The sequence below is a fragment of the Rhodococcus sp. OS5 genome (assembly GCF_056837585.1).
Genome location: NZ_CM166368.1, coordinates 1,870,731 through 1,891,366, shown reverse-complemented (window position 1 = coordinate 1,891,366; position 20,636 = coordinate 1,870,731). Strand labels below are relative to the sequence as shown.

Here is a 20,636-nt window from a genome sequence, read left to right as displayed (position 1 = left end):
AGTTTAATCGAACATACTTTCGAGAACCGGAGACAAAACGGACGACTATATCGCCAACGCGGCCCGATGCCCTTCGATGACGGCCGCGTGCGAACGCCTCGGAGACAAGGCGTCACCGATGCGAAATTTCTCGAAACAGCTTCCCTGCAAGGTGTTCCACAACTCGTCGACAGGTTCCTGCTGTGTCGCGAAGACCACCCAGTCGACTGCAACTTCCTCGGTCACACCCGTCGGAAGGTGAACCAAGCTCACGAGCGGCGAGGCCCCAGCGCTCACCGAAGTCACCATCAGATCTGTCCGTTGACCGATCGACTTCTCGAACGCTCGGCGGTTCCACCCCTCGAAATCCAGGGTGATGCTCAGGTCCTGCGCGACCACCATGCCGTTGGTCGCGATCGTGACGGCACAGCCTCGATCAGCGAGGAACTCCGCCACCGACGTACCTTGATGGAATCCCAGTTCGTCGTAGACGAGCACCGTTCCACTCGGCAGAATCTTGCCGTCGAGAACGTCTCGAACACCCACCACACGCTCTGATCTACCCGCCCACGCTGGGCGTAAAGGCCGCGCTCCGGTTGCAATCACGACCACCTCGGGCGCGCGCTCCTCCACGATCGCGAGATCAGCTCCAGCATCCAACTCGATCGTCACACCACTTCGGCGACACTCAGATTCGAGATTCCGGACGAGGTCGGCGAGCTCACGGCGAGCCGGTACCACCGAGGCGGTAAGAATCTGTCCCCCAAGTCTTCGTTCACGCTCGAACAGCGTCACCGCATGACCTCGCTGGGCCGCTGTAGCCGCAGCTTGCAGGCCGGCGGGGCCGCCACCGACCACCACCACCGTGCGGCCCCGTCGCCGCGGCATCGGCAGCGGTACCGATTCCCGACCAGCGCGCGGATTTGCGGTGCACCCCAACCAACGTCCCAGACCCATCCGCCCGACGCATTCCTGGTTGCAGGACAGGCAGGTTCGCACCTGTACCGATTGACCAGCACGCGCTTTGTTCACAAAATCCGGATCGGCGATCTGCCCGCGAACTACGCCCACCAGATCGCATACACCGTCCTCGAGTGCAGCTTCGGCTTGCTCCGGCGTCTTGAAACGGCCGACTCCGACGACTGGAAGATCGATGACCTCCCTGATCGCAGACGGGACGAAGTTGGCGTAGCCGGTGGGTACAGCCATCGATGCTTCGACCAGATGCAGTGTTTCCGTGGCCATTCCGACGGTGGTGTTGATGTAGTCGACGTGACCGTCAGCTTCGATGAGTTGGGCGGTGGTTACCGCGTCGGACAGTTCGATGCCACCCCGCGTTCCTTCGTATCCACTCAGGCGCACACCGAGCACACGATCCGGGCCGATGGCCTTACGCAGTACCCCGAGCACTTCGAGAAGGAAACGCGCACGATTCGCCACGCCCCCGCCGTAGCGATCAGTGCGCAGGTTGGTCGAGGGTGCGAGAAACGCGCGCACGATGGACGACTGCGACGCCTGCAATTCCACCCCGTCGAAGCCACCGGCAACGCAGTTGCGCGCAACAAGGGCGAACCCTGCGAGAATCTCGGCAATGTCCGCGTCGTCGACAGCCTTGGGCACCTCGCGGAACAACGGATCCGCAACGGCGCTCGGCGCCAACAGCGGCGATCGCGAATAGGTTCCAGCGCCCTGACCCCCATTGTGGTTGATCTGCGCGAGAATCGACGAACCATGCGCATGAACGGCGTCGGTGATCCGCCGGTATCCCTCGATCGCTTCCGGCCGATAGCCCGCAATCATCTTCTCGTACGGTCGATCCGAAGGATGCGTCGAGTGCTCCTCGGTGATGATCAGACCCGCACCGCCGCGTGCCCGCGCCTCGTAGTAGCCCGCGTGCTGCTCCGTCGGCAACCCGTTCTCCGCGTAATTGGTCAGGTGTGCGGAGAACACGACCCGATTGCGGAGTGTCAGGTTGCCCAGGCGCAGTGGCGCGAAGAGGCGCGGGTACGGCGTCATCAGACCTTGGAGTTTCCTTGATCGAGAGCGATATGACTTGCCGTGACGGTGCGGGAACCGTCACCGGCGAGCCACAGGACGGTATCGGCGATCTCGTCAGGTTCGGCGAAAGCGATGTCCGAGAGGATCGGAGTGAAGTTGGGAAGGTACTGCGGAAACTTTGCAAATACCTCGAGAGCGCCCTGGTCGACCCCCATCGGCGTATTCACTCCGTAAGGATGGATCGAGTTGACCCTGATCTTGTACTCCCCCAGTTCCTTTGCCGCGGCCTGCGTCAGACCGACGAGACCGAACTTGGCGCTCGCGTAGTGCGCCTGTCCGGGCAGCGCCTTGAGTCCGGCCACCGAACTGACCACGATGATCGATCCACCGCGCCCACCCTCGATGATCGCCGGCACCGAGGCCTTGAGGGTTTTCCAGACTCCGGTCAGGTTGATGTCGATCAGAGTTTCCCACTGCTCGTCCGACATTTCCCAGAATCGATTCCAGTTGCAGACCCCGGCGTTGGCGACCACGATGTCGAGACGTCCGAACTGTTCGACGCCGTCCTTGACCACCGCGGTGAGCGCTGTTCCGTCACGGACATCGACCTCGCGGGCGAGGATCTTCCCGCCCTCCGCTTCCACCAGACGTATCGTCTCGGCAAAGTCCTCGGAAGTTGCTGCGTCGTAGGAATTGTCCGACGCCACCGACGCGCATACGTCGACCGCGATGATCGCTGCTCCCTCGCGCGCCATCTTGACCGCGTGCGCACGTCCTTGACCGCGCGCTGCGCCGGTGATGAAAGCAACGCGACCTTCGAGCGAACGAACTGAACCCTGTGTCATGAGATAGCCCTCTCTGCAGAATTGAAACTCGTTCTAGTAGTAAACCCTGCAAAGCGCCCTTCGCGGATAGATTCGAGAACAGTTCTCGGGGCAACCGAGTCGCCCACCTGAATGTCGGCCTCTTCCTTCAGCGTTTCGTTCGGCAGACGAGGCGAGCAGTCGATCACCACTTCGCACTCGAGCTGTGACCGCTCGCCGGTATGGACGTGTTCGACGCAGACGGCCCCTCGAGCGATTTCGGTGACACGTGACGCGAGCACCCTGGTGACCCCGGCCTGCTGGATGCGCGTGTTGGCACCGACCAGATCCCCACTCGCACCGAGCCTCGAACCGACGATGCTGTCGGGAGTCACAATCGAGACGGAGATGCCATGGGCCGCGAGTGCTTCTGCGAGCGCCACCGCGATCGGTCCACCGAGGGGATCGATCAGCGCGACCGGACCCGGCCCCACGGTGCTCAACTTCTCGAAGGCTTCCGACGCATCCAACCACCGAACCGAATCGTCGACCGGATACGTCGGCGGCCTCGCAGCACTACCGGTGGCAACGACAACAAACTCGCCCCGGCTGCGTGCGTCACCCAGGTCTTGGGCGTCGAGCGCCGCCCCGGTCCGCATCGTCACGCCGCTACGACGGCATTCGTCCTCCAACCACTGCGCGAGGAGTGCGAACCGGCTACGGCCGTCACCTCGCGCAAAAGTTCGGATCATGCTGCCGAACTGCGATGAACTCTCGACGAGTGTGACCGAGTGCCCCGCCACCGCCGAGATCCGTGCGGCTTCCATCCCAGCGGGGCCACCCCCCACGACCAGCACGGCTCCCGGTGTCGAAATCTGCTCTCGCTCATCGGGGTCCACCGTCTCGAAACCCGCGCTCGGATTCCCGACGCACGTCACGACAGGATTGCGAGGATCACGCACGAGGCACGTCTGATTGCAGAGCACACACGGCCGGGGACGATCGCCGCGCGCGGCTTTCACGACCAGGTCCGGGTCTGCGATCTGGGCCCGGGTCATCTCGACGAACTCACCTACTTCCAGCGCCGCGTGAGCGTCGGCGATGTCCACGACGCTCCCCTGCACGACAACAGGAATCGACAGAGCGGCCTTGATCTCACGGCACAGATCGAGGTTGAAGTTCGGCGGGCAGTGAAAATCGGGGCGGTACCGGTCGGACGAATAGAGTCCGCCACGAACGACGACAAGGAGATCGAGGAACGGAGACACTTCACGCGCGATACCGATGGCAAGATCGGGCGTCAGGCCCGCCCATGGAGCTTCCTCGTCACAGGACAACCGCAGGGAGACAACGTGATCCGACCCGACTTCCTCGCGCACTGCCGAGATGACCTCGCGAACAAGAGCAACGCGATCGCTACCGTATCGGTCTTGCCGAGTGTTGGTCAGACCCGAAAGGAATTGTCGCAGAATGCTTCGAGGACCGGCATCGAGTTCCACTCCGTCCATTCCCGAAGCGACGGCCAGCGCCGACGCCTCACGGAAGCCGACTATCAGCTGGTCGATTTCCGGCTGCCCCATTGCCATCGGCAACTCACGCGTCGCCGGGTCGGCCACTCTTGACGGTCCCCACAGCACCGACTGGGAGTATGCGCTCGATCCCTGCATGCCGGTATGACCGAGCCCGGCCAGAACCAGCGTTCCGTACGGAGCACATGCAGCCGCGATCGACTGCCACCCCGGGCCACATTGCGACGCCAACGGCGCCCGCTCGTACGGCCAGTCGTTCTCCGATACCGAGGCCACTTCGGTGACGACGATCCCGGTTCCGCCCTCGGCGCGGCGCTGGTAGTACGCACGGTGCCGATCGGAAAGCGAGCGTCCCACAGCAAGATTGGTCTCGTGCGGACCGAAAACAACCCTGGACCGGACGAGGCGTCCGGCCAGGGTCGTGTGTTCGTCGAGTGTCAACTCACAGCTCTATCGGAGCCGTAATCTCAGCTGGCACCCAATGTGCGTGTGAAGCCTTCCGGAATCACCAGGTCCGCCGGGCTCAGTTCGGTGATGGACGAGTGGCCGAGGCCCATCAGCCCCGAGTCGATGCCCATCCGCATGAGGTCGAGCACGTTCTCGACACCGGCCTGGCCGTTGGCCGAGAGGCCCCACAGGTAGGCGCGCCCGAGCATGACGGCCTTGGCTCCGAGTGCGAGCGCCTTGACGACGTCGCCGCCGCGTCGAATGCCGCCGTCGAGAACAACTTCCACCTGATCGCCCACGGCCTCGGCAATGCCCGGGAGCACACGGATCGGCGCCGGGGTGCCGTCGAGGTTGTTACCACCGTGGTTGGAGACCGAGATAGCGGAGACACCGGCGTCGACAGCTCGCTTGGCGTCGTCGATGCGCATGATGCCCTTGAGCATGAACGGTCCACCCCACTGCTCACGAAGCCAGGCGATGTCTTCCCACGTCGGAAGCGGAGTCTGCATCCACTCGCCGTATGCGCCGAAGAACGTCGGTGCAGGCTGGCCGGGAGCCGCGAGGTTGGGGGTGGTCAGGTCCGGAATCTTGCCGGTCTTGGCGAACTCGAGCAACCACTTCGGGCGCATGATTCCCTCGGGTGCGAACTGGAACATCGCCTTGAGGTCCATCTTTTCGGGGATGGACGGGCTGCCCCAGTCGCGACCGTACGAGAAGGACCAGTCGGTGGTGATGATCAGGCCCTTGGCACCGGCAGCGCGAGCGCGCTCCATACGCTGCAGGAGCACGTCGCGGCTACCGACCCAATACATCTGGAAGAAGACCTGCGGGTTGGCCGCGGCAACTTCTTCGATGGACTTGCTGGCAAAAGAACTCAGTCCGATGGCTGTTCCCCGTGCTGCAGCCGCACGGGCTACCGCTACTTCACCGTCGGGGTGCACTGCCTGCACACCGGTCGGTGAAATCATGACGGGCAACGAAATGTCCTGGCCCATAATGGTGGTGGACATCTCGCGCTTGTCCGACAGCCCGGCAGCGTGGGGAGCGAAACCCAATTCGCTGAATGCCGCGACGTTGTCGTCGACCGTCAGCCCTTTCTCGGATCCCGCCACCAACGCCGCGTACACGGACTTGGGCAACCTCTTCTTCGCACGGCGCTGTGCTTCTGCCACCGTCTCGAAGAAAGCATTCTTAGCCATTGAACTGACCTCTCTGGGGTGCAGCTTTCGCCGCACTGTCGGTATCGCGCAGTAGTTACTGCATTCCCGCAAGCGGGTTTTCGTCACAAATCTTGGCGGGCGGACGCATCATCAGTGTCAGTGGCACCGATGCGCGCGGGGTCTTACGTTGACCGGAACGGGAGTGGTCGACACTGGACTTCGGGACCTCGCCCGCCGACGCCAGTGCCATTTCACCGTTGCCGATGACGCACTCGGGGTCAGGTCCGTCCATCGGCAGTCCGGTGAAGAACTTGGCCGCCATGCAGCCGCCGCGGCAGGAGTCGTAGTGGTTGCACTTGCTGCAGGCGCCACCGGTTTGGGGCGATCGCAGCTCCTCGAACAGGTCCGAGTGCTGCCAGACTTCCTGGAATCCACCGTCTTTCACGATGTTTCCGGCGAGGAACTGCTCGTGAATCGCGAAGGGGCATGCGTACACGTCACCGACCGGGTCGATCAGGCACACGACGCGGCCCGCGCCACAGAGATTGAGACCGGGCAGTGCATCGCCGAAGGCGGAGAGGTGGAAGAACGAGTCGCCCGTCAGGACGCCTTCGCCATTGGCGACCAGCCAGTTGTAGAGCTCACGCTGCTGCTCCGGACGCGGGTGCAGGTCGTCCCACACGTCGGCGCCGCGGCCCGAAGGACGCAGTCGAGTGATGCGCAGGGTCGCGTCGTACTTGTCCGCGAGAGCCTTGAACTCGTCGAGCTGACTGACGTTGTGCCGCGTGACGACCACCGAAATCTTGGCGTCCTTGAAGCCGGCTTCCTTCAGGTTCGCGAGAGCGCGCTCGGCCATCGCGAACGAACCAGGCCCGCGCACAGCGTCATTGACCTCAGCGGTGGCACCGTCGATGGAAATCTGCACGTCGACGTAGTCACTGGCTGCGAGGCGCGCCGCGACCTTCTTGTCGATCTTCACGCCGTTGGTGGAGAACTTCACACCAACCTGGTGGTCGGTCGCGTAGTCGACGAGCTCCCAGAAGTCGGAGCGTACCGTCGGCTCGCCGCCACCGATGTTGACGTAGAAAACCTGCATACGCTGCAGCTCGTCGATGATGGACTTGCACTGTTCGGTGCTCAGCTCGTTGGGGTCACGACGACCCGACGACGAAAGGCAGTGCACGCAGGACAGGTTGCAGGCGTAGGTGAGTTCCCACGTCAGGCAGATGGGGGCGTCGAGTCCGAGTTCGAACTGATCGACGAGGCGACCCACCTTGGCGGGCGGGGAGGGCTGTTCAAGAACTGAGGTCATGGCTGTGTCCTCGCGAAGAAATGAAGCGGGCGAACGTGCGGAAGGGCTGTTCCGCACGTGGGGGCGAGCGTCTGGCTCAGACAGGCACGATCATGTGCGAGTCGGCGAGAGTGCTCAGCGCGCGGGCATATTGGGGAGCCGCGTCATCTTCGATGCCTTGCGCACGTAGTGCGGACCGGACATCAGGATGGTCTGGCAACGCCTTGACCACCGCAACGATGGTCGTGTTCTTCAGGAACGACAGCTTGCGTGTTCCGAAGTGGTAGAGCAACGCCCCGAAAGGTTCGGGGCGAAGCGCTACCTGCGGGTGGAGTTTCCACCCCGCATCGAGATCCAAAGCAGACACGGTCAGTACACGCCGCACATGCCGTCGATGGAAACTTCCTCCACGAGGGACTCCTCGACGAGGTCGTTCTCGAGCGCCTTGTTGTCACGATCTGACATGGATTCCTCCTGCGGTCGCACTCCGTCTGGAAGTCTGTAGATCAGACTTCCAACCTGGGAGTTGGTGGTCACTAGTGGGACTTCACTGTGACTCGGTTCACCACTGTAATGGCATCGAGTGCAGAATGACACACATGGAGCGAAAAAAGTATGCGTAGCCGCAAGAAACCGTCCGCTCGGATAGGTCGTCGCCCCTCCACAACGAAGGAGGGAATCAGCACGATCGGGATCGAACTGTTCTCGACAGTCGGCTTCAACGAGGTGAGCGTCGACCAGATAGCCGATGCCGCCGGCATCGCGCGTCGGACCTTCTTTCGCTACTTCCCGTCCAAGAACGCCGTCCCCTGGGGAGACTTCGACGGACATCTCGACGAGATGCGCGAGCACCTGGATTCACTGCCCGCTGATATTCCGTTGGTCGACGCACTCGAATCCGCATTGTTGACGTTCAACACCTTCCCACCGGAAGAGACTGCGGTACATCGCAAACGGATGGAATTGATCCTCGAAGTTCCGACGCTTCAGGCATACTCTGTGGTGATGTACGAAGGTTGGCGGCAGGTGGTCGCCGACTACGTCGCACGCCGAATGAATCTCGAGCCGACCGATCACGGCCCACGCACGGTCGGCTATCTTCTGCTCGGGGTCGCGATGTCGGCGTACGAGCAGTGGCTCACCGACGATTCACTCGAGCTACCGGAACTCTTGAAAACGGGTACGCAGTCCCTGCGGACCGGTATCAGCACCTGAGAAAGCATCACCACCTGAGAAAGGCGATCATGTCCACCATCACGAACGAACCCGTCCTGGATTCCCTGGCGCCGTCGACGCCGGGCTTGTGGTCGTTCGGGCATGTCACCGTCGAACGCGTCGAGTCCGGTCCGATCTCGCTCGATCGCCGAGGCGGCCGCCTCCACGTCAGGCACTCCCTCACTCCCGCCGATCTGAGTGAGCGACTCGTCGCCGGAGTCACCTCGTCGATCCAGGACGCGGAGTTCGGTCAGGACGAATTCGAGTTGACGATGGTCGGCCTGGTTCGCTCCACCGTGGACGGCGCTCTCGAATCCTGGACCACCTACTACCGGAACTCCCTTGCCGAACTACTGGACGGCACTGCAGATTTCGCGCCGATTCACGACAAAGCCGAAGAGTTGGTCCGCGGTTCCGTGCTCGATCTGGGTTCCTGCTTCGGTTTCCTGCCCCTGCGGCTCGCGCGCGCCGGAATGGACGTGACCGCCACGGACATCCTGCCCGGAACGATGATCCTGCTCGACGCGGTTGCCCCCGAACTCGGCATCACGATCGACACGGTGATCTGCGACGCGGGTGAAGTACCGGCACCGGACAACAGCGCCGACACCGTCACCGCGATTCATCTCCTCGAACACGTCGACGACGCAGTCGGCGAGGCCGTGATCGCGCAAGCACTCCGGATCGCGCGTCAACGGGTCGTCATTGCCGTCCCCTTCGAAGACGAAGCCACCGCGTGCCACGGCCACATCCGCACTTTCGATCTCGAGTCACTGCGTGCGGTCGGCCGGCAGAGCCGTGTGCCGTTCGAGGTATTCGAGCATCACGGCGGCTGGTTGGTGCTGGACGCTTCGGCCGCCTGAAAAGAACTACCCTTCTTTCAGCGTATGGGCGACAAGCGCATTCGCGTGCCCATGACCCATACCGTGCTCCGACTTCAACCAGTTGACCAATTCCATGTGCTTCGTGAGGTCTGAGCTTCTGATCAGCTCTTGCCATTCACCGATCGGCCGACCGTACTTCTTCTCGATCGACGGAAAATACGACGCCGGGCCTTTCACGGGTTCAGTCATGACCGGAATCTACCTCCACCGCCCGACAATATTCGCGCACCGGCGGCGCCCGCATGTCCGCACCTGCGGAATCGCTGGGTAGATACGCGACCATCGCATTATGGTCGAAGAACACCCACCCGAGAGCACAGGAGTTCAGCGATGCGACTGTCCACACGAAATCAACTCACCGGCACCATCACCGAGGTCAACCTCGGCACCGTCATGGCGACGGTCAAGGTGAAGTTGGACGGCGGGAATCAGATTGTGACCTCGTCGATCACCCGCGATGCCGCACTGGATCTCGATCTTGAACCAGGCCAAGCCGCAACGGTATTCGTGAAGTCCACCGAGGTGACGATCGGCGTCGAGTAACTGGCGAGCGATGTGATCAGGGCCGGGTGAGATGCGTGGTCATCGTGTAGTCCTTGCTCGGCCCCGTCACGGTCCAGACGACAGTCCAGGTCGATCGATCTCCGGCAGTGACGTCGATTCGCCCGCGGTAGGTATCCGGACCGCACAGGTGCTCGACTTCCTCCCCCGGCGCCCAGTCGTGGAACTCTCTGCCGTCTTCGAATGTCACGGCCCACTCGAGGCCGCGCTCGGCAATGAACAGAGTTCGGAACACGGGTAATTCCAGGTCGCCGTCACGCAGCGTGCCGCTCTCGTACCAGCGCATCCGACCGTCACCGGCGTCGGAGATAGTGGTCTCGCCGAATACATGCTTGGTGGAACCGGAAAGGCGGTCGACGATGTCCCGCTCGAAGTGCCACTTTCCTACCAGCGCCCTCGGCTCGATTTTCGCGTCGTCGACCATGTGGCGATTCTAGTGACCCTGCATTGCCCGACGACACCGGAGACCGACTCGAACACACTGCGAGAGTATGTTCCGAGTACACCCGGAACACGCAGGAGATTTTCACAACCATGAACGATTCGGCCGCCCTTCACAAACGCGCAGTGTTCGCCGAGGATCTCGAGATCGGCCAAGTGATCCCATTGGGTTCGTATTCGGTGACCGAAGAGGAAATCGTCGAGTTCGCAACTCAGTGGGATCCCCAGTGGTTTCACGTCGACAAGGAAGCCGCCGAGTCCGGCGTCTTCGGCGGGTTGATCGCCAGCGGGCTGCACACCCTGTCGATCTGCCAGAAGTTGGTGGTCGCCAGTCTCTACGACCAGTGGAACGTGATCGCCGGGAAAACCATGCGCGACGTGAGCTTCCTCCGTCCACTTCGCCCCGGTGACACCCTGAGCGGAAAGGTCACCGTCGACAACGTCGTGTTCGACAATCGCGCGCGAGGATTGGTGACCATCACAGCGAAATTGGTCGATGCACACGGCAATCGCGTTCTCGACGTGGTCACTGACGCCTACCTGCACTGCCGCTCGACTCGCGGACAGTGAATTATCGGTAAATTTCGCACCACACTGCCCGAATTGCCGTACTTTCAGTGACGTTGCGACGCAACAATACCCATCCCTGCAATCAGGAGTTCCTCACACATGAGCAGCCTCGGCGAGATCAATCCTCTCGGCATTCTTCAGATCCTCATCTACATGCTCTTCGGTGGGTCGTCCAGCACTCCCGAATAAACCCTAGCTTGCCATAGCCATAGTCAGCATCTAGGGTGCTGACTATGGCAATTACTAGTCAGGCATCAGTGGCGGCCGCTCCGTCGACCGACGCAGCGCGTCATCACACCGAATTCGACTCCAGTTGGCGGAGTTTCGACGGCATCCAGGGCGGACTCGCAATTGCACGGATGCTGCGGGTGGCGGCCGACGCGTCCGGAGCCGAACCGCTGGCAGTCACGGCGCATCTGGACCGCCCCGTTCCTCCTGGGCCGGCCGAGTTGACTGTCGGCGAGATGCGGGGCGGGCGGACCGTCAGTTGCCACGTCACGCTGACCGGTTCGGGATCCGCTCTCGTTCGGTTGGCCCGCGACATAGGAGCTACAACAATGTCCGCCCCTGTCGCCGAACCGGCTCCGGCCGACCCGTCAACCCTGCCGCCGCTGGAGATCCCGGTGGATTTTGTGCCGTTCGCCCAGCACCTCGACATCCGGCCGATCAATTCCGCGAGGCCGTTCGCCGGTGGCGACTCCCCTGAATTCGACGTCTGGATCCGCCTGCTCACAGACCTCGATTTCACGGCCCAAGAGCGCGCCGCGGTCCTTCTCGACGCGCTTCCGCCCGGACTGTTCGCGACACTGACGATGCCCGTGGCCATACCGACCATCGAGTTCACCGCGCATTTCACCCCGGAGCACCTCACGGCAGATCCCCGAACGCTGTCACCGTGGTATCGCCTACGCCACGGGACTGCCTGGGCGACGGACACTCTCTGTGTTGACGAATCCGAACTATTCGACTCGACCGGACGACTTGCTGCTCGGGCTCGCCAGCTTCGTCGAATTCTGAGTTGAGTTTCAGCTCTCCTACACCTGGAGGTCGCGACGACGGAACGCAACAAGCGATGCTGTCGAAAGCACCACTGCCACAACGATCATTGCCAGCAGTGGCAGAACTGTCACTGGCTCGGCAGGGGCACCCGGCACGTGAGTGTAGGGCGACAGATCCAGCACTACCTGCGGAAGCTTCAGCAACGTGCCGAGTTGCCCGAGCACGATGCATGCCGCCAAGATTCCCCAGGAGAGCGCCGACGCGTACGTCGGAAACAGTCCGAAAGCCAACGACACCAACCCCACGACTACGAGCACCGCAGGCAGATAGGCCAACGCGGCGCCAGTCATACGAAGTGTGTTGCCGCCGATGTCGTCCGTGACGAGCCCGAAGGCAAAACCGGTGAAGGCACCCATCAAGACGTGCGCGAGGATCACGCCGCCCACAACCACACCCAGGTGGGAAAGCATCCACCTCCACCGCGACAAAGACGTTGCCAGCAACGGTTCGAGCCGTCCCGATGTTTCCTCGCCCCGCATCCGGAGAAGACTCTGGACCGAATACGCCGCGATGACTATCGACGTGAGCCCCAGAGCAGTGGCCAAGTAGGAATCCACCAGATCCGATCCGCCGCCGCCAAGTTTCTCGAACATCTCCGCGGTCTGCTGCGACGATCCCACCATCGCGTCGATCTCGTTGCCCACAGCGCCGTACGCGAACCCGAGTATGACAACGGCAAAGATCCACCAGAACATCGTCATTCGCTGCATGCGCCACGCCAGGCCCCAGGCCGACGGTAGCCACGATGCCGCGACTGGCGGGCCGGGTCGGGGCTGAACGAGTCCCGCTCCCTGATCGCGATGGCCGATGAGAACAAAAGCCACCACCACGTGCACAGCCGCGAATCCGATCAGCAACAACAGGATCCACCAGGCGTCGTCGTCGAAAGGTCTGATCTGTTGTGCCCATCCGATCGGCGAGAGCCACGACAACCAGCCACTGACCACGCGAGTTCCGTCGTCGACGACCGTACTGTTCACGTCGCCGATCGCGCGCAGCATGAACGCAACGCCGATCGCGGCACCCGCCAGGCCGTTGGCCGTACGAGCACCGTCGGTGATCTGCGCCGTCACGGCTGCCACTCCGGCAAACGCGATTCCGGTCCCACCTATCGAGGCGCCCAACGCGAACGAACCGACGACAGGCAAACCGACGGCGATCGATCCCAGTGCAATTCCCAGTGCAAGAACGACGTTCGCACCGACGGTTACGATCAATGCGGAGGTCAGGAGCGCTCGTCGACCTACCACCGCTGCACCGATCATCTCGGCTCGGCCGGTCTCCTCGTTCTGTCGCGTATGGCGAACCACCGCAAGGGTGCTCATCAATGCGGCCACCAACGCGAACACGAGCACCGACTGACTGGCGACTATCGCGCCCTGCGAATCACCGGACACGATCCCGTTGGTCGCCAGCGCGACCGGCGATACCGCGGAACTGACTGCGATGTTTCGTAATTCCTCGGGTGTCGAGTACAGCCCGGTCACACTGGCGACAACCAGCAGCATGAACAAGACGATGGAGATAACCCACACGGAGAGCTGAATTCGGTCCCGCCGCAAAGCCAGCCGAACCAGTCGGCGTGTGCCGGTGAATTGACTTGCCGAGGCCGGTACCGGTGGAGCGGCCTCGACAACAACGGTCACGGCCGTACTCCGGTCTCGGCTCGCAGGTGTACCGAAGTCTCCCTGGCCCGTTCGTCACCGTAATGCCGCAAGAAAAGTTCTTCGAGAGTCGGCGGAGTGGAAGTGAGCGCCACGATTCCGAATCCGACCAAGTACGTCATGAGTGGTCCGAGTTGCGCGCTGTCGACTTCGCAGGTGACGTGGTTACCGTCGATCACCGCGTCGTGGACACCGCCGAGTCCGTCGAGTCCACCGATCGGACGCTGCGTCTCCGCCGCGACGGACGTGCGCGTGAGATGCCTGAGTTCGGACAGTGTTCCCTCTTCCACCGTCCGCCCGTCGCGGATGATGCTCACACGATCGCACAGCGCTTCGACCTCGGCGAGGATATGGCTCGACAGCAGTACCGTCTTTCCGGCGTGAGCCACCTCCTCGACGCAGTCCTGGAATACCGCCTCCATCAACGGGTCGAGCCCCGATGTGGGTTCGTCGAGGACGTAAAGGTCGACGTCGGACGAGAACGCGGCCACGAGTGCAACCTTCTGCCGGTTACCTTTCGAGTACGTGCGCGCCTTCTTGGTCGGGTCCAATTCGAAGCGATCGAGCAACTCGCTGCGGCGTTTTCGGTCCAGGCCACCGCGCAGGCCCGCCAACAGATCGATAGCCTCACCGCCGGTGAGGTTGGGCCACAGATTCACGTCGCCAGGCACATAGGCGAGACGTCGATGCAAAGTGACAGCGTCTCGCCACGGATCGCCGCCGAGAACGGTTGCGTCTCCGGAGTCCGAGCGGAGCAGGCCGAGGAGCACCCGAATAGTGGTGGACTTTCCGGAACCGTTCGGCCCCAGGAATCCGTGCACTTCACCCGTCGAGACGTCGAGGTCGAGGCCGTCCAGCGCGCGGGTGGTACCGAAGGTCTTGACGAGGCTTTTCACTGAAATTGCCGCACCCATGAATTTGACCGTACGCCGATTTCACAAATGTGTGAAGATAGAAAAGACGGAAAGATCGAAGGGTTCCGATGACCGACACCAGCCACACCGTTGCACCGGACGAGAGCCGACACTATGTCGAGCGACTCTCACTCGTACTGAGCAACATGGGTTTTCCGCCGATGCCCGCCCGCGTCTGGGCCGCGTTGATGACCAGCGAGGCACCCTCGTCCACGCCAGGAGATCTCGGATCTCGGTTGGGAGTGAGCCCCGCCGCCATTTCCGGAGCCGTCAGATACCTCCAGCAAGTCGGATTGATCGAGCGTGTGGCCGTCCCCGGATCGCGGCGTCAGCACTACTGCGTCAGCGTCGACATGTGGGCCGACGCGTTTGTCACGAAACAGTCCTCGCTCTACCAGGTCTCGGCAGTTGCGGACGAGGGCATACGAGTCCTCGGTGAAGGAACAACAGCCGGCGATCGAATGGCAGATCTGCGCGACTTCTTCGACTTCATGGCCGCGGAAATGCCGCGAATGCTCGCGGACTGGCGCTCCCGGCGAAAAGACCGGACACCTGGCAGGTAACTTCAGGTTTACCCGCAATTTCGGCGGGGTACCTCAATTCTCGTTCCAGCATGGTCAGGTGCGGTGTAATCGAGGAGTTGCTGATGAAGCTGTCGATCAGGGGCGCGAACACTTCACCGACTCCACCCTTCGCGCGTACCGCTTCACCCGAAACCTGTGAACGATCGATTTCCCTGAATCGCACCGCCGCCGAGGCATTCGCCGGTGATCACCATGCATTGTCGAAACTACTGGCCCGGTTGCACCCTCGCGTCGTTCTCTACTATCGCGCCAGACTCCTCGGGACGCCCGTCGCGACGTTCGCCGACGATCTCGCCCACCAATGCACCCTGGACGTCGTCACACGAATGTCCGACACGATCTCGGCCGACACACGCATCGAGACCTTCGCGTACGAGTTGGCCTCTCGACGAATTGCGTCAATTCCCCAGTCACGCAACATCGACGGACAATTCAAACGCCCGCGTCGCCTGACCGACGACCAACGTGAGGTTCTGGTACTACGAATCGCAGTGGGTCTGACTGCCGAGATGACCGCGTCGACTCTGCGCACAACTCGTTCGAGCGTGCTCCTCGTACAGCATCAAGCGCTGCGCGCCTGGACGGTCTCCGAGCGGAGCTAGATCAGACCTTGCTTACTCGCGGCGTAGACGGCCTCTGCTCGACGGCTCACCTCGAGTTTGCGCATGATGTTGCTGACGTGAAATTTGACGGTGGTCGGTGAGATGAACAATCTCTCACCGATCTTGATGTTGGACAAGCCGTTTGCGAGGAGTCTGAGCACTTCGAGTTCGCGATCGGTCAATCGTTCTTTCGACGACGACTGCCCGTTGAGCGATCGCACGACAGCTGACGCGCTGCGCGAATCGAACGCACTCTCACCCCGCGAGACCGCCCTGATCGCACGCACCAATTCGGTGGTGTCGACGTCTTTGACGACATAGCCGCGAGCACCCGCGTGCACCGCTCGCACCACCAGTTGATCGTCGAGAAACGTGGTGAGAACCAACAGTCCGAGGCCGGGATGCGCCGAGGACAGCTGGCCACACAGGGTCAGTCCCTCGTAGTCGGAACTGGCGGAGAGTTTGAGATCCATCAGGACGATGTCCGGGCCGACCTTGTCGACCACGGCGAGGGCCTCGGCGAGGGACGACGCCTCCCCCACGATCTCGAGATCGCTTTCGCGCTCGAGAACCGAGCGGAGCCCTTGCCGCAGAATTGCATGGTCGTCGACCAGGACGATTCGAACCAATCCCTGAACCGGCGATGCTCCGCGGGTGATGACGGGACGCGCAGTGGTCATGATTCCTCGCTCTCGATTTCAGTGGTGGAGCAAAGGTTTTCCATGCCCGAGTCGAACGGCAGTGGTAGTCGCACGAGAATCTGAATCCCACCGATCCGCGCGCGCCGTACTTCGAGCGCACCACCCAACTCGAGTGTTCGCGCCTGCATGTTCGCGAGACCGCGATGGCGGCCGTCGACGTCGTTGGTGGCTGCGAGTTTGAGGATCAGACGCATTCGCGCAGGGTCGCCGTCACCGTCGTCGGAGACCGACAGCAACACGGAGTCCGCCCGATAGGTCAGACGTAGCACCGCCCGATTCGCGTGAGCATGGACCGCTGCATTGAAGAGAGCTTCCCCAGCGATCCGGAGAAGAGCGTGTTCGGCATCGCCCGGAAGTTCGGTCGGGGTACCGCCGACGCGAACGCTCACCGCCAACTCGTCCGGCATGTGAACCACGCCGAGTTGCTCGAGCATCTCGGGCAACGACGTCCGGTCCGCGTCCGACGAATGATTGAGCGCATAGATCGCCGAACGAAGCTGCTCGACCGCCCTCCTGGTCAAATCCTTTGCCAAGTCCAGTCTTTCACTGCGTTCAGCCTCCGGGATGTCGCTCCGGCAGACCTCGATCTGCATGCCCGCCGACAACACCGCCTGTGTCACACTGTCGTGCAGTTCGCGGGCGATCCGGTGACGTTCGTCGTCGACCACTTGGTGCCGGTGCGCCACTCCGAGTTGACGCTGAGTGGACTCCAATTCGCTGTTGCGCACCGCAAGGTCGGCTGCAGTACGATTGGCCTCCGCATACGCATCTTCGGCACGCTCGAGCAGTAGTTGTCCGCGCTGATAGAGCGCCGAATTCTGCAGAGCCACAGCAGTCTGGCTGGCCAGAATGCTGAGCACGGCTCCGTCCGTCGTGTCGAGGGTTCGGTTGGCCGGCGTCCAGGCTGCAAAGGCACCTACCACGCCGCCACCGAGCACGATCGGCACAAACGCGTAGTGCGCGTCGATCACCGAGTTGGATTCGATTCTTCCGTACCGGATGTCGTCGAGGCATTCGACGACATCCTCCGGAAGTGGCGGCCCCTCGACGTTGTCGACCAGAAAAGGGGTGGCGTCCGGGCCGAGAACCAGTCGCCGTGGTCCGGCGTCGGGCAAAGTTCCGTCAGCCAAGGCGAAGACAATCCAGTTGGCACTCAGATGCGCACGGGCAGCTTCCGCGACCGCGCAGACGAGGGTTTCCGGCCCCTCGACGGTGCGCACCAAAGCCCGCGAGATCAACTCCAAGGCATGCACGACGCGTTCGAGGCGCTCGGCCGCACCGCGATACTGCGGGTAGAACGAACTCTTACCCGATCGTAATCCGGTGAGCCGGGACAGGTCCGCGGTCATCGCCTGCACCAATTCACAGCGGCCCTCTTCACAGCGTCCATCTTCACAGCGTCCATCTTCACAAGGCACCTCGGAACAACGCCACCATCTGTTCCTGCGTCGCTTCCCTGGGATTGGTGGACATGCAGGCGTCGAGCAACGCGAAGCTGGCGAGCCTACTCAGGTCTTCATCGCGAACACCCAACTCCCCCAGCCCCTTCGGCACACCGACCTCCCGTGCGAGACGTTCGACACGGTCGGCCACTGCCAGCGCTGCTTCCTCCGGGGTGCCGCGTTGCTCGGGAAGACTCAGTGCCGCAGCGATGGCGACAAAGGGGGCGGCGTCCGTGGTGGAATTGAACCGGATGACGTGGGGCAAGAGAATTCCGTTGATGACGCCGTGCGGAAGGTCGAGCATGCCGCCCACCTGATGACTCATGGCGTGCGCGGCTCCGAGTATCGCGTTGGTGAACGCCAACCCGGCCTCGAGGCTCGCCTGCGCCATCACCGATCGAGCTTCCATCTCCATCGGGTCCTGGATCGTGTGCACCAGATTCTCGGTCACGAGGCCGACAGCGCGGAGCGCGTGATGATCGGTCAACGGATTGTGCGCCAGTGAGACGAAGGCTTCGATTCCGTGCGTCAGTGCGTCCAATCCTGTTGCCGCATTGAGCCACTCGGGCATCGTCGTGAGCAACCGCGGATCGATGACCGTCACATCTGGCACCAGCGCCCGGCCGATGATGGTGATCTTGGTGCCGCGGGTCGTGTCCGTGACGATGCAGAACTGCGACACGTCCGCGCCCGTGCCGGACGTGGTGGGAACCATCACCAACGGCGGGATCGGTTTGGTCGCCTGATCTACCCCCTCGTAGTCGAGTATGTTGCCACCGTTGGCAGCGAGGACGGCTACACCCTTAGCCGCGTCGATGACGGAACCGCCGCCGAGCGCGATGATGACGTCACACTCACCTTCCTGGTACACCTCGAAACCGGCCGCGATCTCGAAGTCCTTGGGATTGGGCGTCAGCCCTGACCACACCGTCGCCGTCAATCCCTGCTCCGTGAGATGGTCTTCGAGTTCGCTGACCCATCCCGCGTCGATCAGACCGGGATCGGTGACCAGGAATGGTCGGAACCCGCCGAACCTCAGAGTCGCGTGTGCTGCCTCGACCAGGGAACCGATACCGAAGACGATCTCGGGGGCGTGAAATTTGACCAGTCGAGCAGCAGTGCCGCGGCGATGAACACCGTGGTTCACAGCATCCGGGTATGCCACGGACACGACCCCACTCTCCTCTCGCTGCTCTGAGATCTCCGGTCGGGATTTCGCATCCGTCGCTCTCAGCGCATCAACTCCCACGTGCACAAACTGGTGTGATCCACCTTACAATCGCTGGCCCCGAGCCTACGCGGACAGCAGTCGGGGCACACCCACCGAAGGAGAGGCGCTTACCTACCCGTTCGGGCAGGTAAGGCGTCTCGGGAAAATGAATGGCGCGGCGAGAAGGTCCCGCTGTACTTTCGGTTGCGGCCAGAGTGGCCCGTAGAACCGATTCAGAAGGTGTTTATGACCCAGCCCGCGCCGAGCGCGCCTCCCGCCCCTGCACTGCCGGCAACCTCGAGGGTCACATGCTGATCCTCGAAACGTCGGACTGACAGCCGCGAGGCCCCCTCGGCCTGCTCCTACTGCTTTGTTCACTCAGCTAGGAGTTCTCCAGTGCCTCAATCACACAATTCCATCTCGAAAACCGACACCTTCTCGTGCATTCAGTGCGGACTCACAGTCATGACGTACGGCCCCGATGGTGATCGCCGAAACCACTGCCCCAGTTGCCTGCATTCCCGACACCTGTTCGACCAGGTGGAAGGTGGACCGTCGGACTGCGGAATGCGGATGGCTCCCATTTCGATCGCAGTACTGCGCAGTGGCGATTGGATGATCATCCACCGCTGCGCACAGTGCCTCGAGCTCACCTCCAACCCCGTCAGCCGAGACGACAACCAGTTGTTGTTGATGAGAATGGCAGTGCGACCGCTCGCGCAACCGCCCTTCCCGCTCGAAGCCTTCGGCGACTTGTGAGGGGGAATCAGATGCCACGTAGGAATCCCAGCACCCGCGCGCGGCGGGCACCGCAACGGGCCAAGCACGTACTGCACGGAATCGGCGGAGAACAAGGATCGAGCTTCCGTTGTCTCACATGCCGTTTGGACATCTCCACTGCGGCGCCGGGTACCGCTCATCGGAACCACTGCCCGAACTGTCTGGCCAGCCGCCACGTGGACGGTCGCGTTCCGGGCGACCGAGCACAACAGTGCCGAGGTGCCATGGCGGCGCTGTGCCTGTCGGTCCGTCAAGACGGTGAATGGATGCTCGTTCACCAGTGTGTCGAGTGCAATACGTTGAAAGTCAACAGGATTGCCGGCGACGACAACGTCTTGGTCCTGCTGCGCTTGGCGCTACGTCCGTTGGCAGACCCCCGCCTGCGCTCGCGCGCGTTGCTAGCGCTCTGATGATTCGTCCGGTGTACTCGCGCGGTTCTGCGCACGATTACACCGGACGAAGACCACGAACACGATCCCGGCGAGCAAGCCGACCACAGTCGGTCCGAGGACCAGTCCCGAGTACAACCACGGGGCAGGTTCTGCCGGAAAGAGGTCCATGAATATGGGTCCGGTGTATGTCGGTTCGGAAAACGGCTCCCGATAGGATCCTCCGGTGAGAATGTGCGGTGACGCCAACGACTTCCACCACCACTGAAACACGCCGAGCGCCACAACCCCACACACGGCGCCGAGCACTGTCAGCGCCGCGATCGGTCGCCAGATCGATCCCCTGATTTCGGACATGAGATCAAACTAGTTCACGACAGATCGCGCAGTGACATCGGTGAAGTGCACTGACA

The 20,636-nt window shown here is 62.3% G+C and carries 24 protein-coding genes; 9 read left to right on the top strand and 15 right to left on the bottom strand.

Annotated features, from left to right (window positions below; all coding sequences use genetic code 11):
* Window positions 1-45: 45 nt before the first annotated feature.
* The 7 genes from ACVZUB_RS08990 to mftA form a co-directional block, all read right to left on the bottom strand.
* Window positions 46-1,995 (bottom strand): mycofactocin system FadH/OYE family oxidoreductase 2, encoded by a 1,950-nt coding sequence (locus tag ACVZUB_RS08990; protein WP_063314733.1) that lies wholly within the window; start codon window positions 1,993-1,995, stop codon window positions 46-48.
* Window positions 1,995-2,822 (bottom strand): mycofactocin-coupled SDR family oxidoreductase, encoded by an 828-nt coding sequence (locus ACVZUB_RS08985; RefSeq protein ID WP_063314734.1) that lies wholly within the window; start codon window positions 2,820-2,822, stop codon window positions 1,995-1,997. The genes ACVZUB_RS08990 and ACVZUB_RS08985 overlap by 1 nt, the downstream gene beginning before the upstream one ends.
* Window positions 2,819-4,750 (bottom strand): mycofactocin system FadH/OYE family oxidoreductase 1, encoded by a 1,932-nt coding sequence (locus tag ACVZUB_RS08980; RefSeq protein WP_058227508.1) that lies wholly within the window; start codon window positions 4,748-4,750, stop codon window positions 2,819-2,821. The genes ACVZUB_RS08985 and ACVZUB_RS08980 overlap by 4 nt, the downstream gene beginning before the upstream one ends.
* 26 nt (window positions 4,751-4,776) lie before the next feature.
* Window positions 4,777-5,955 (bottom strand): pre-mycofactocin synthase MftD, encoded by a 1,179-nt coding sequence (mftD, locus tag ACVZUB_RS08975; protein ID WP_003942047.1) that lies wholly within the window; start codon window positions 5,953-5,955, stop codon window positions 4,777-4,779.
* 55 nt (window positions 5,956-6,010) lie between these two features.
* Window positions 6,011-7,228 (bottom strand): mycofactocin radical SAM maturase, encoded by a 1,218-nt coding sequence (gene mftC, locus ACVZUB_RS08970; RefSeq protein WP_003942089.1) that lies wholly within the window; start codon window positions 7,226-7,228, stop codon window positions 6,011-6,013.
* Between the two features lie 76 nt (window positions 7,229-7,304).
* Window positions 7,305-7,592 carry a mycofactocin biosynthesis chaperone MftB gene (gene mftB / locus ACVZUB_RS08965; protein ID WP_007728309.1) on the bottom strand — a complete coding sequence of 96 codons (288 nt, stop codon included), beginning with the start codon at window positions 7,590-7,592 and terminating at the stop codon, window positions 7,305-7,307.
* A complete protein-coding gene (gene mftA / locus ACVZUB_RS08960) occupies window positions 7,577-7,672 on the bottom strand; it encodes a mycofactocin precursor MftA (RefSeq protein WP_063836238.1) in 96 nt (31 codons plus the stop codon). Before mftA ends, mftB begins: the two co-directional genes overlap by 16 nt.
* Before the next feature lie 150 nt (window positions 7,673-7,822).
* On the opposite strand from mftA, the gene mftR reads away from it, so the two are divergent.
* Together mftR and mftM are read left to right on the top strand one after the other, a co-directional pair.
* Complete coding sequence (mftR, locus tag ACVZUB_RS08955) at window positions 7,823-8,422, top strand: mycofactocin system transcriptional regulator (RefSeq protein ID WP_007728311.1); 600 nt, start codon at window positions 7,823-7,825, stop codon at window positions 8,420-8,422.
* Between the two features lie 29 nt (window positions 8,423-8,451).
* Entirely contained in the window at window positions 8,452-9,285 is an 834-nt protein-coding gene (mftM, locus tag ACVZUB_RS08950) for a mycofactocin oligosaccharide methyltransferase MftM (protein WP_058038123.1), read from the top strand.
* Window positions 9,286-9,291: 6 nt separating this feature from the next.
* On the opposite strand, the gene ACVZUB_RS08945 is transcribed toward mftM, so the two are convergent.
* Window positions 9,292-9,495 (bottom strand): DUF4287 domain-containing protein, encoded by a 204-nt coding sequence (locus ACVZUB_RS08945; protein WP_007728313.1) that lies wholly within the window; start codon window positions 9,493-9,495, stop codon window positions 9,292-9,294.
* 141 nt (window positions 9,496-9,636) lie between these two features.
* On the opposite strand from ACVZUB_RS08945, the gene ACVZUB_RS08940 reads away from it, so the two are divergent.
* A complete protein-coding gene (locus ACVZUB_RS08940; RefSeq protein ID WP_003942061.1) occupies window positions 9,637-9,849 on the top strand; it encodes a TOBE domain-containing protein in 213 nt (70 codons plus the stop codon).
* A gap of 16 nt (window positions 9,850-9,865) precedes the next feature.
* Here ACVZUB_RS08940 and ACVZUB_RS08935 read toward each other — a convergent pair whose 3' ends face one another.
* Window positions 9,866-10,291 (bottom strand): DUF6314 family protein, encoded by a 426-nt coding sequence (locus ACVZUB_RS08935; protein WP_083058958.1) that lies wholly within the window; start codon window positions 10,289-10,291, stop codon window positions 9,866-9,868.
* 110 nt (window positions 10,292-10,401) lie between these two features.
* On the opposite strand from ACVZUB_RS08935, the gene ACVZUB_RS08930 reads away from it, so the two are divergent.
* Window positions 10,402-10,878: a MaoC/PaaZ C-terminal domain-containing protein gene (locus tag ACVZUB_RS08930; RefSeq protein ID WP_007728315.1), complete on the top strand. Its 477-nt coding sequence runs from the start codon at window positions 10,402-10,404 to the stop codon at window positions 10,876-10,878.
* Window positions 10,879-11,111: 233 nt separating this feature from the next.
* On the top strand, window positions 11,112-11,900 hold the full coding sequence (locus ACVZUB_RS08925) for a thioesterase family protein (protein ID WP_042920993.1): 789 nt from the start codon (window positions 11,112-11,114) through the stop codon (window positions 11,898-11,900).
* Window positions 11,901-11,912: 12 nt separating this feature from the next.
* Here ACVZUB_RS08925 and ACVZUB_RS08920 read toward each other — a convergent pair whose 3' ends face one another.
* Entirely contained in the window at window positions 11,913-13,583 is a 1,671-nt protein-coding gene (locus tag ACVZUB_RS08920) for an ABC transporter permease (RefSeq protein ID WP_063314736.1), read from the bottom strand.
* On the bottom strand, window positions 13,580-14,515 hold the full coding sequence (locus ACVZUB_RS08915; protein ID WP_003942009.1) for an ABC transporter ATP-binding protein: 936 nt from the start codon (window positions 14,513-14,515) through the stop codon (window positions 13,580-13,582). Before ACVZUB_RS08915 ends, ACVZUB_RS08920 begins: the two co-directional genes overlap by 4 nt.
* Before the next feature lie 68 nt (window positions 14,516-14,583).
* On the opposite strand from ACVZUB_RS08915, the gene ACVZUB_RS08910 reads away from it, so the two are divergent.
* Entirely contained in the window at window positions 14,584-15,078 is a 495-nt protein-coding gene (locus ACVZUB_RS08910) for a GbsR/MarR family transcriptional regulator (RefSeq protein ID WP_047268922.1), read from the top strand.
* 83 nt (window positions 15,079-15,161) lie between these two features.
* Complete coding sequence (locus ACVZUB_RS08905) at window positions 15,162-15,701, top strand: RNA polymerase subunit sigma (protein ID WP_042921062.1); 540 nt, start codon at window positions 15,162-15,164, stop codon at window positions 15,699-15,701.
* Here ACVZUB_RS08905 and ACVZUB_RS08900 read toward each other — a convergent pair.
* The 3 genes from ACVZUB_RS08900 to ACVZUB_RS08890 are packed head-to-tail and all read right to left on the bottom strand — an operon-like array spanning window position 15,698 to window position 19,015.
* On the bottom strand, window positions 15,698-16,381 hold the full coding sequence (locus tag ACVZUB_RS08900; RefSeq protein WP_003942005.1) for a MadR family response regulator transcription factor: 684 nt from the start codon (window positions 16,379-16,381) through the stop codon (window positions 15,698-15,700). The genes ACVZUB_RS08905 and ACVZUB_RS08900 overlap by 4 nt on opposite strands.
* The gene (locus tag ACVZUB_RS08895) at window positions 16,378-17,751 is read right to left on the bottom strand and encodes a MadS family sensor histidine kinase (RefSeq protein WP_003941844.1); all 1,374 of its coding nucleotides are present in this window, start codon (window positions 17,749-17,751) and stop codon (window positions 16,378-16,380) included. Before ACVZUB_RS08895 ends, ACVZUB_RS08900 begins: the two co-directional genes overlap by 4 nt.
* Window positions 17,752-17,809: 58 nt before the next feature.
* Entirely contained in the window at window positions 17,810-19,015 is a 1,206-nt protein-coding gene (locus ACVZUB_RS08890; protein ID WP_482628300.1) for an iron-containing alcohol dehydrogenase, read from the bottom strand.
* Window positions 19,016-19,450: 435 nt separating this feature from the next.
* Here ACVZUB_RS08890 and ACVZUB_RS08885 point away from each other — a divergent pair, with 435 nt between their 5' ends.
* Both ACVZUB_RS08885 and ACVZUB_RS08880 read left to right on the top strand, forming a co-directional pair.
* The gene (locus ACVZUB_RS08885; protein WP_003941922.1) at window positions 19,451-19,813 is read left to right on the top strand and encodes an RNHCP domain-containing protein; all 363 of its coding nucleotides are present in this window, start codon (window positions 19,451-19,453) and stop codon (window positions 19,811-19,813) included.
* An 11-nt stretch (window positions 19,814-19,824) separates the two neighbouring features.
* Window positions 19,825-20,244 carry an RNHCP domain-containing protein gene (locus tag ACVZUB_RS08880; protein WP_054187804.1) on the top strand — a complete coding sequence of 140 codons (420 nt, stop codon included), beginning with the start codon at window positions 19,825-19,827 and terminating at the stop codon, window positions 20,242-20,244.
* Here ACVZUB_RS08880 and ACVZUB_RS08875 read toward each other — a convergent pair.
* Entirely contained in the window at window positions 20,233-20,580 is a 348-nt protein-coding gene (locus ACVZUB_RS08875; protein ID WP_054187805.1) for a hypothetical protein, read from the bottom strand. The genes ACVZUB_RS08880 and ACVZUB_RS08875 overlap by 12 nt on opposite strands.
* Window positions 20,581-20,636 lie beyond the last annotated feature (56 nt).

Excerpts from the sequence above, each read along its gene's own strand:
- ACVZUB_RS08990 (WP_063314733.1), bottom strand. The coding sequence starts at position 1,995 with ATGACGCCGTACCCGCGCCTCTTCGCGCCACTGCGCCTGGGCAACCTG.
- ACVZUB_RS08985 (WP_063314734.1), bottom strand. The coding sequence starts at position 2,822 with ATGACACAGGGTTCAGTTCGTTCGCTCGAAGGTCGCGTTGCTTTCATC.
- mftD (WP_003942047.1), bottom strand. The coding sequence starts at position 5,955 with ATGGCTAAGAATGCTTTCTTCGAGACGGTGGCAGAAGCACAGCGCCGT.
- mftC (WP_003942089.1), bottom strand. The coding sequence starts at position 7,228 with ATGACCTCAGTTCTTGAACAGCCCTCCCCGCCCGCCAAGGTGGGTCGC.
- mftA (WP_063836238.1), bottom strand. The coding sequence starts at position 7,672 with ATGTCAGATCGTGACAACAAGGCGCTCGAGAACGACCTCGTCGAGGAG.
- mftR (WP_007728311.1), top strand. The coding sequence starts at position 7,823 with ATGCGTAGCCGCAAGAAACCGTCCGCTCGGATAGGTCGTCGCCCCTCC.
- mftM (WP_058038123.1), top strand. The coding sequence starts at position 8,452 with ATGTCCACCATCACGAACGAACCCGTCCTGGATTCCCTGGCGCCGTCG.
- ACVZUB_RS08945 (WP_007728313.1), bottom strand. The coding sequence starts at position 9,495 with ATGACTGAACCCGTGAAAGGCCCGGCGTCGTATTTTCCGTCGATCGAG.
- ACVZUB_RS08940 (WP_003942061.1), top strand. The coding sequence starts at position 9,637 with ATGCGACTGTCCACACGAAATCAACTCACCGGCACCATCACCGAGGTC.
- ACVZUB_RS08935 (WP_083058958.1), bottom strand. The coding sequence starts at position 10,291 with ATGGTCGACGACGCGAAAATCGAGCCGAGGGCGCTGGTAGGAAAGTGG.
- ACVZUB_RS08930 (WP_007728315.1), top strand. The coding sequence starts at position 10,402 with ATGAACGATTCGGCCGCCCTTCACAAACGCGCAGTGTTCGCCGAGGAT.
- ACVZUB_RS08925 (WP_042920993.1), top strand. The coding sequence starts at position 11,112 with ATGGCAATTACTAGTCAGGCATCAGTGGCGGCCGCTCCGTCGACCGAC.
- ACVZUB_RS08915 (WP_003942009.1), bottom strand. The coding sequence starts at position 14,515 with ATGGGTGCGGCAATTTCAGTGAAAAGCCTCGTCAAGACCTTCGGTACC.
- ACVZUB_RS08910 (WP_047268922.1), top strand. The coding sequence starts at position 14,584 with ATGACCGACACCAGCCACACCGTTGCACCGGACGAGAGCCGACACTAT.
- ACVZUB_RS08905 (WP_042921062.1), top strand. The coding sequence starts at position 15,162 with ATGAAGCTGTCGATCAGGGGCGCGAACACTTCACCGACTCCACCCTTC.
- ACVZUB_RS08900 (WP_003942005.1), bottom strand. The coding sequence starts at position 16,381 with ATGACCACTGCGCGTCCCGTCATCACCCGCGGAGCATCGCCGGTTCAG.
- ACVZUB_RS08895 (WP_003941844.1), bottom strand. The coding sequence starts at position 17,751 with ATGACCGCGGACCTGTCCCGGCTCACCGGATTACGATCGGGTAAGAGT.
- ACVZUB_RS08880 (WP_054187804.1), top strand. The coding sequence starts at position 19,825 with ATGCCACGTAGGAATCCCAGCACCCGCGCGCGGCGGGCACCGCAACGG.
- ACVZUB_RS08875 (WP_054187805.1), bottom strand. The coding sequence starts at position 20,580 with ATGTCCGAAATCAGGGGATCGATCTGGCGACCGATCGCGGCGCTGACA.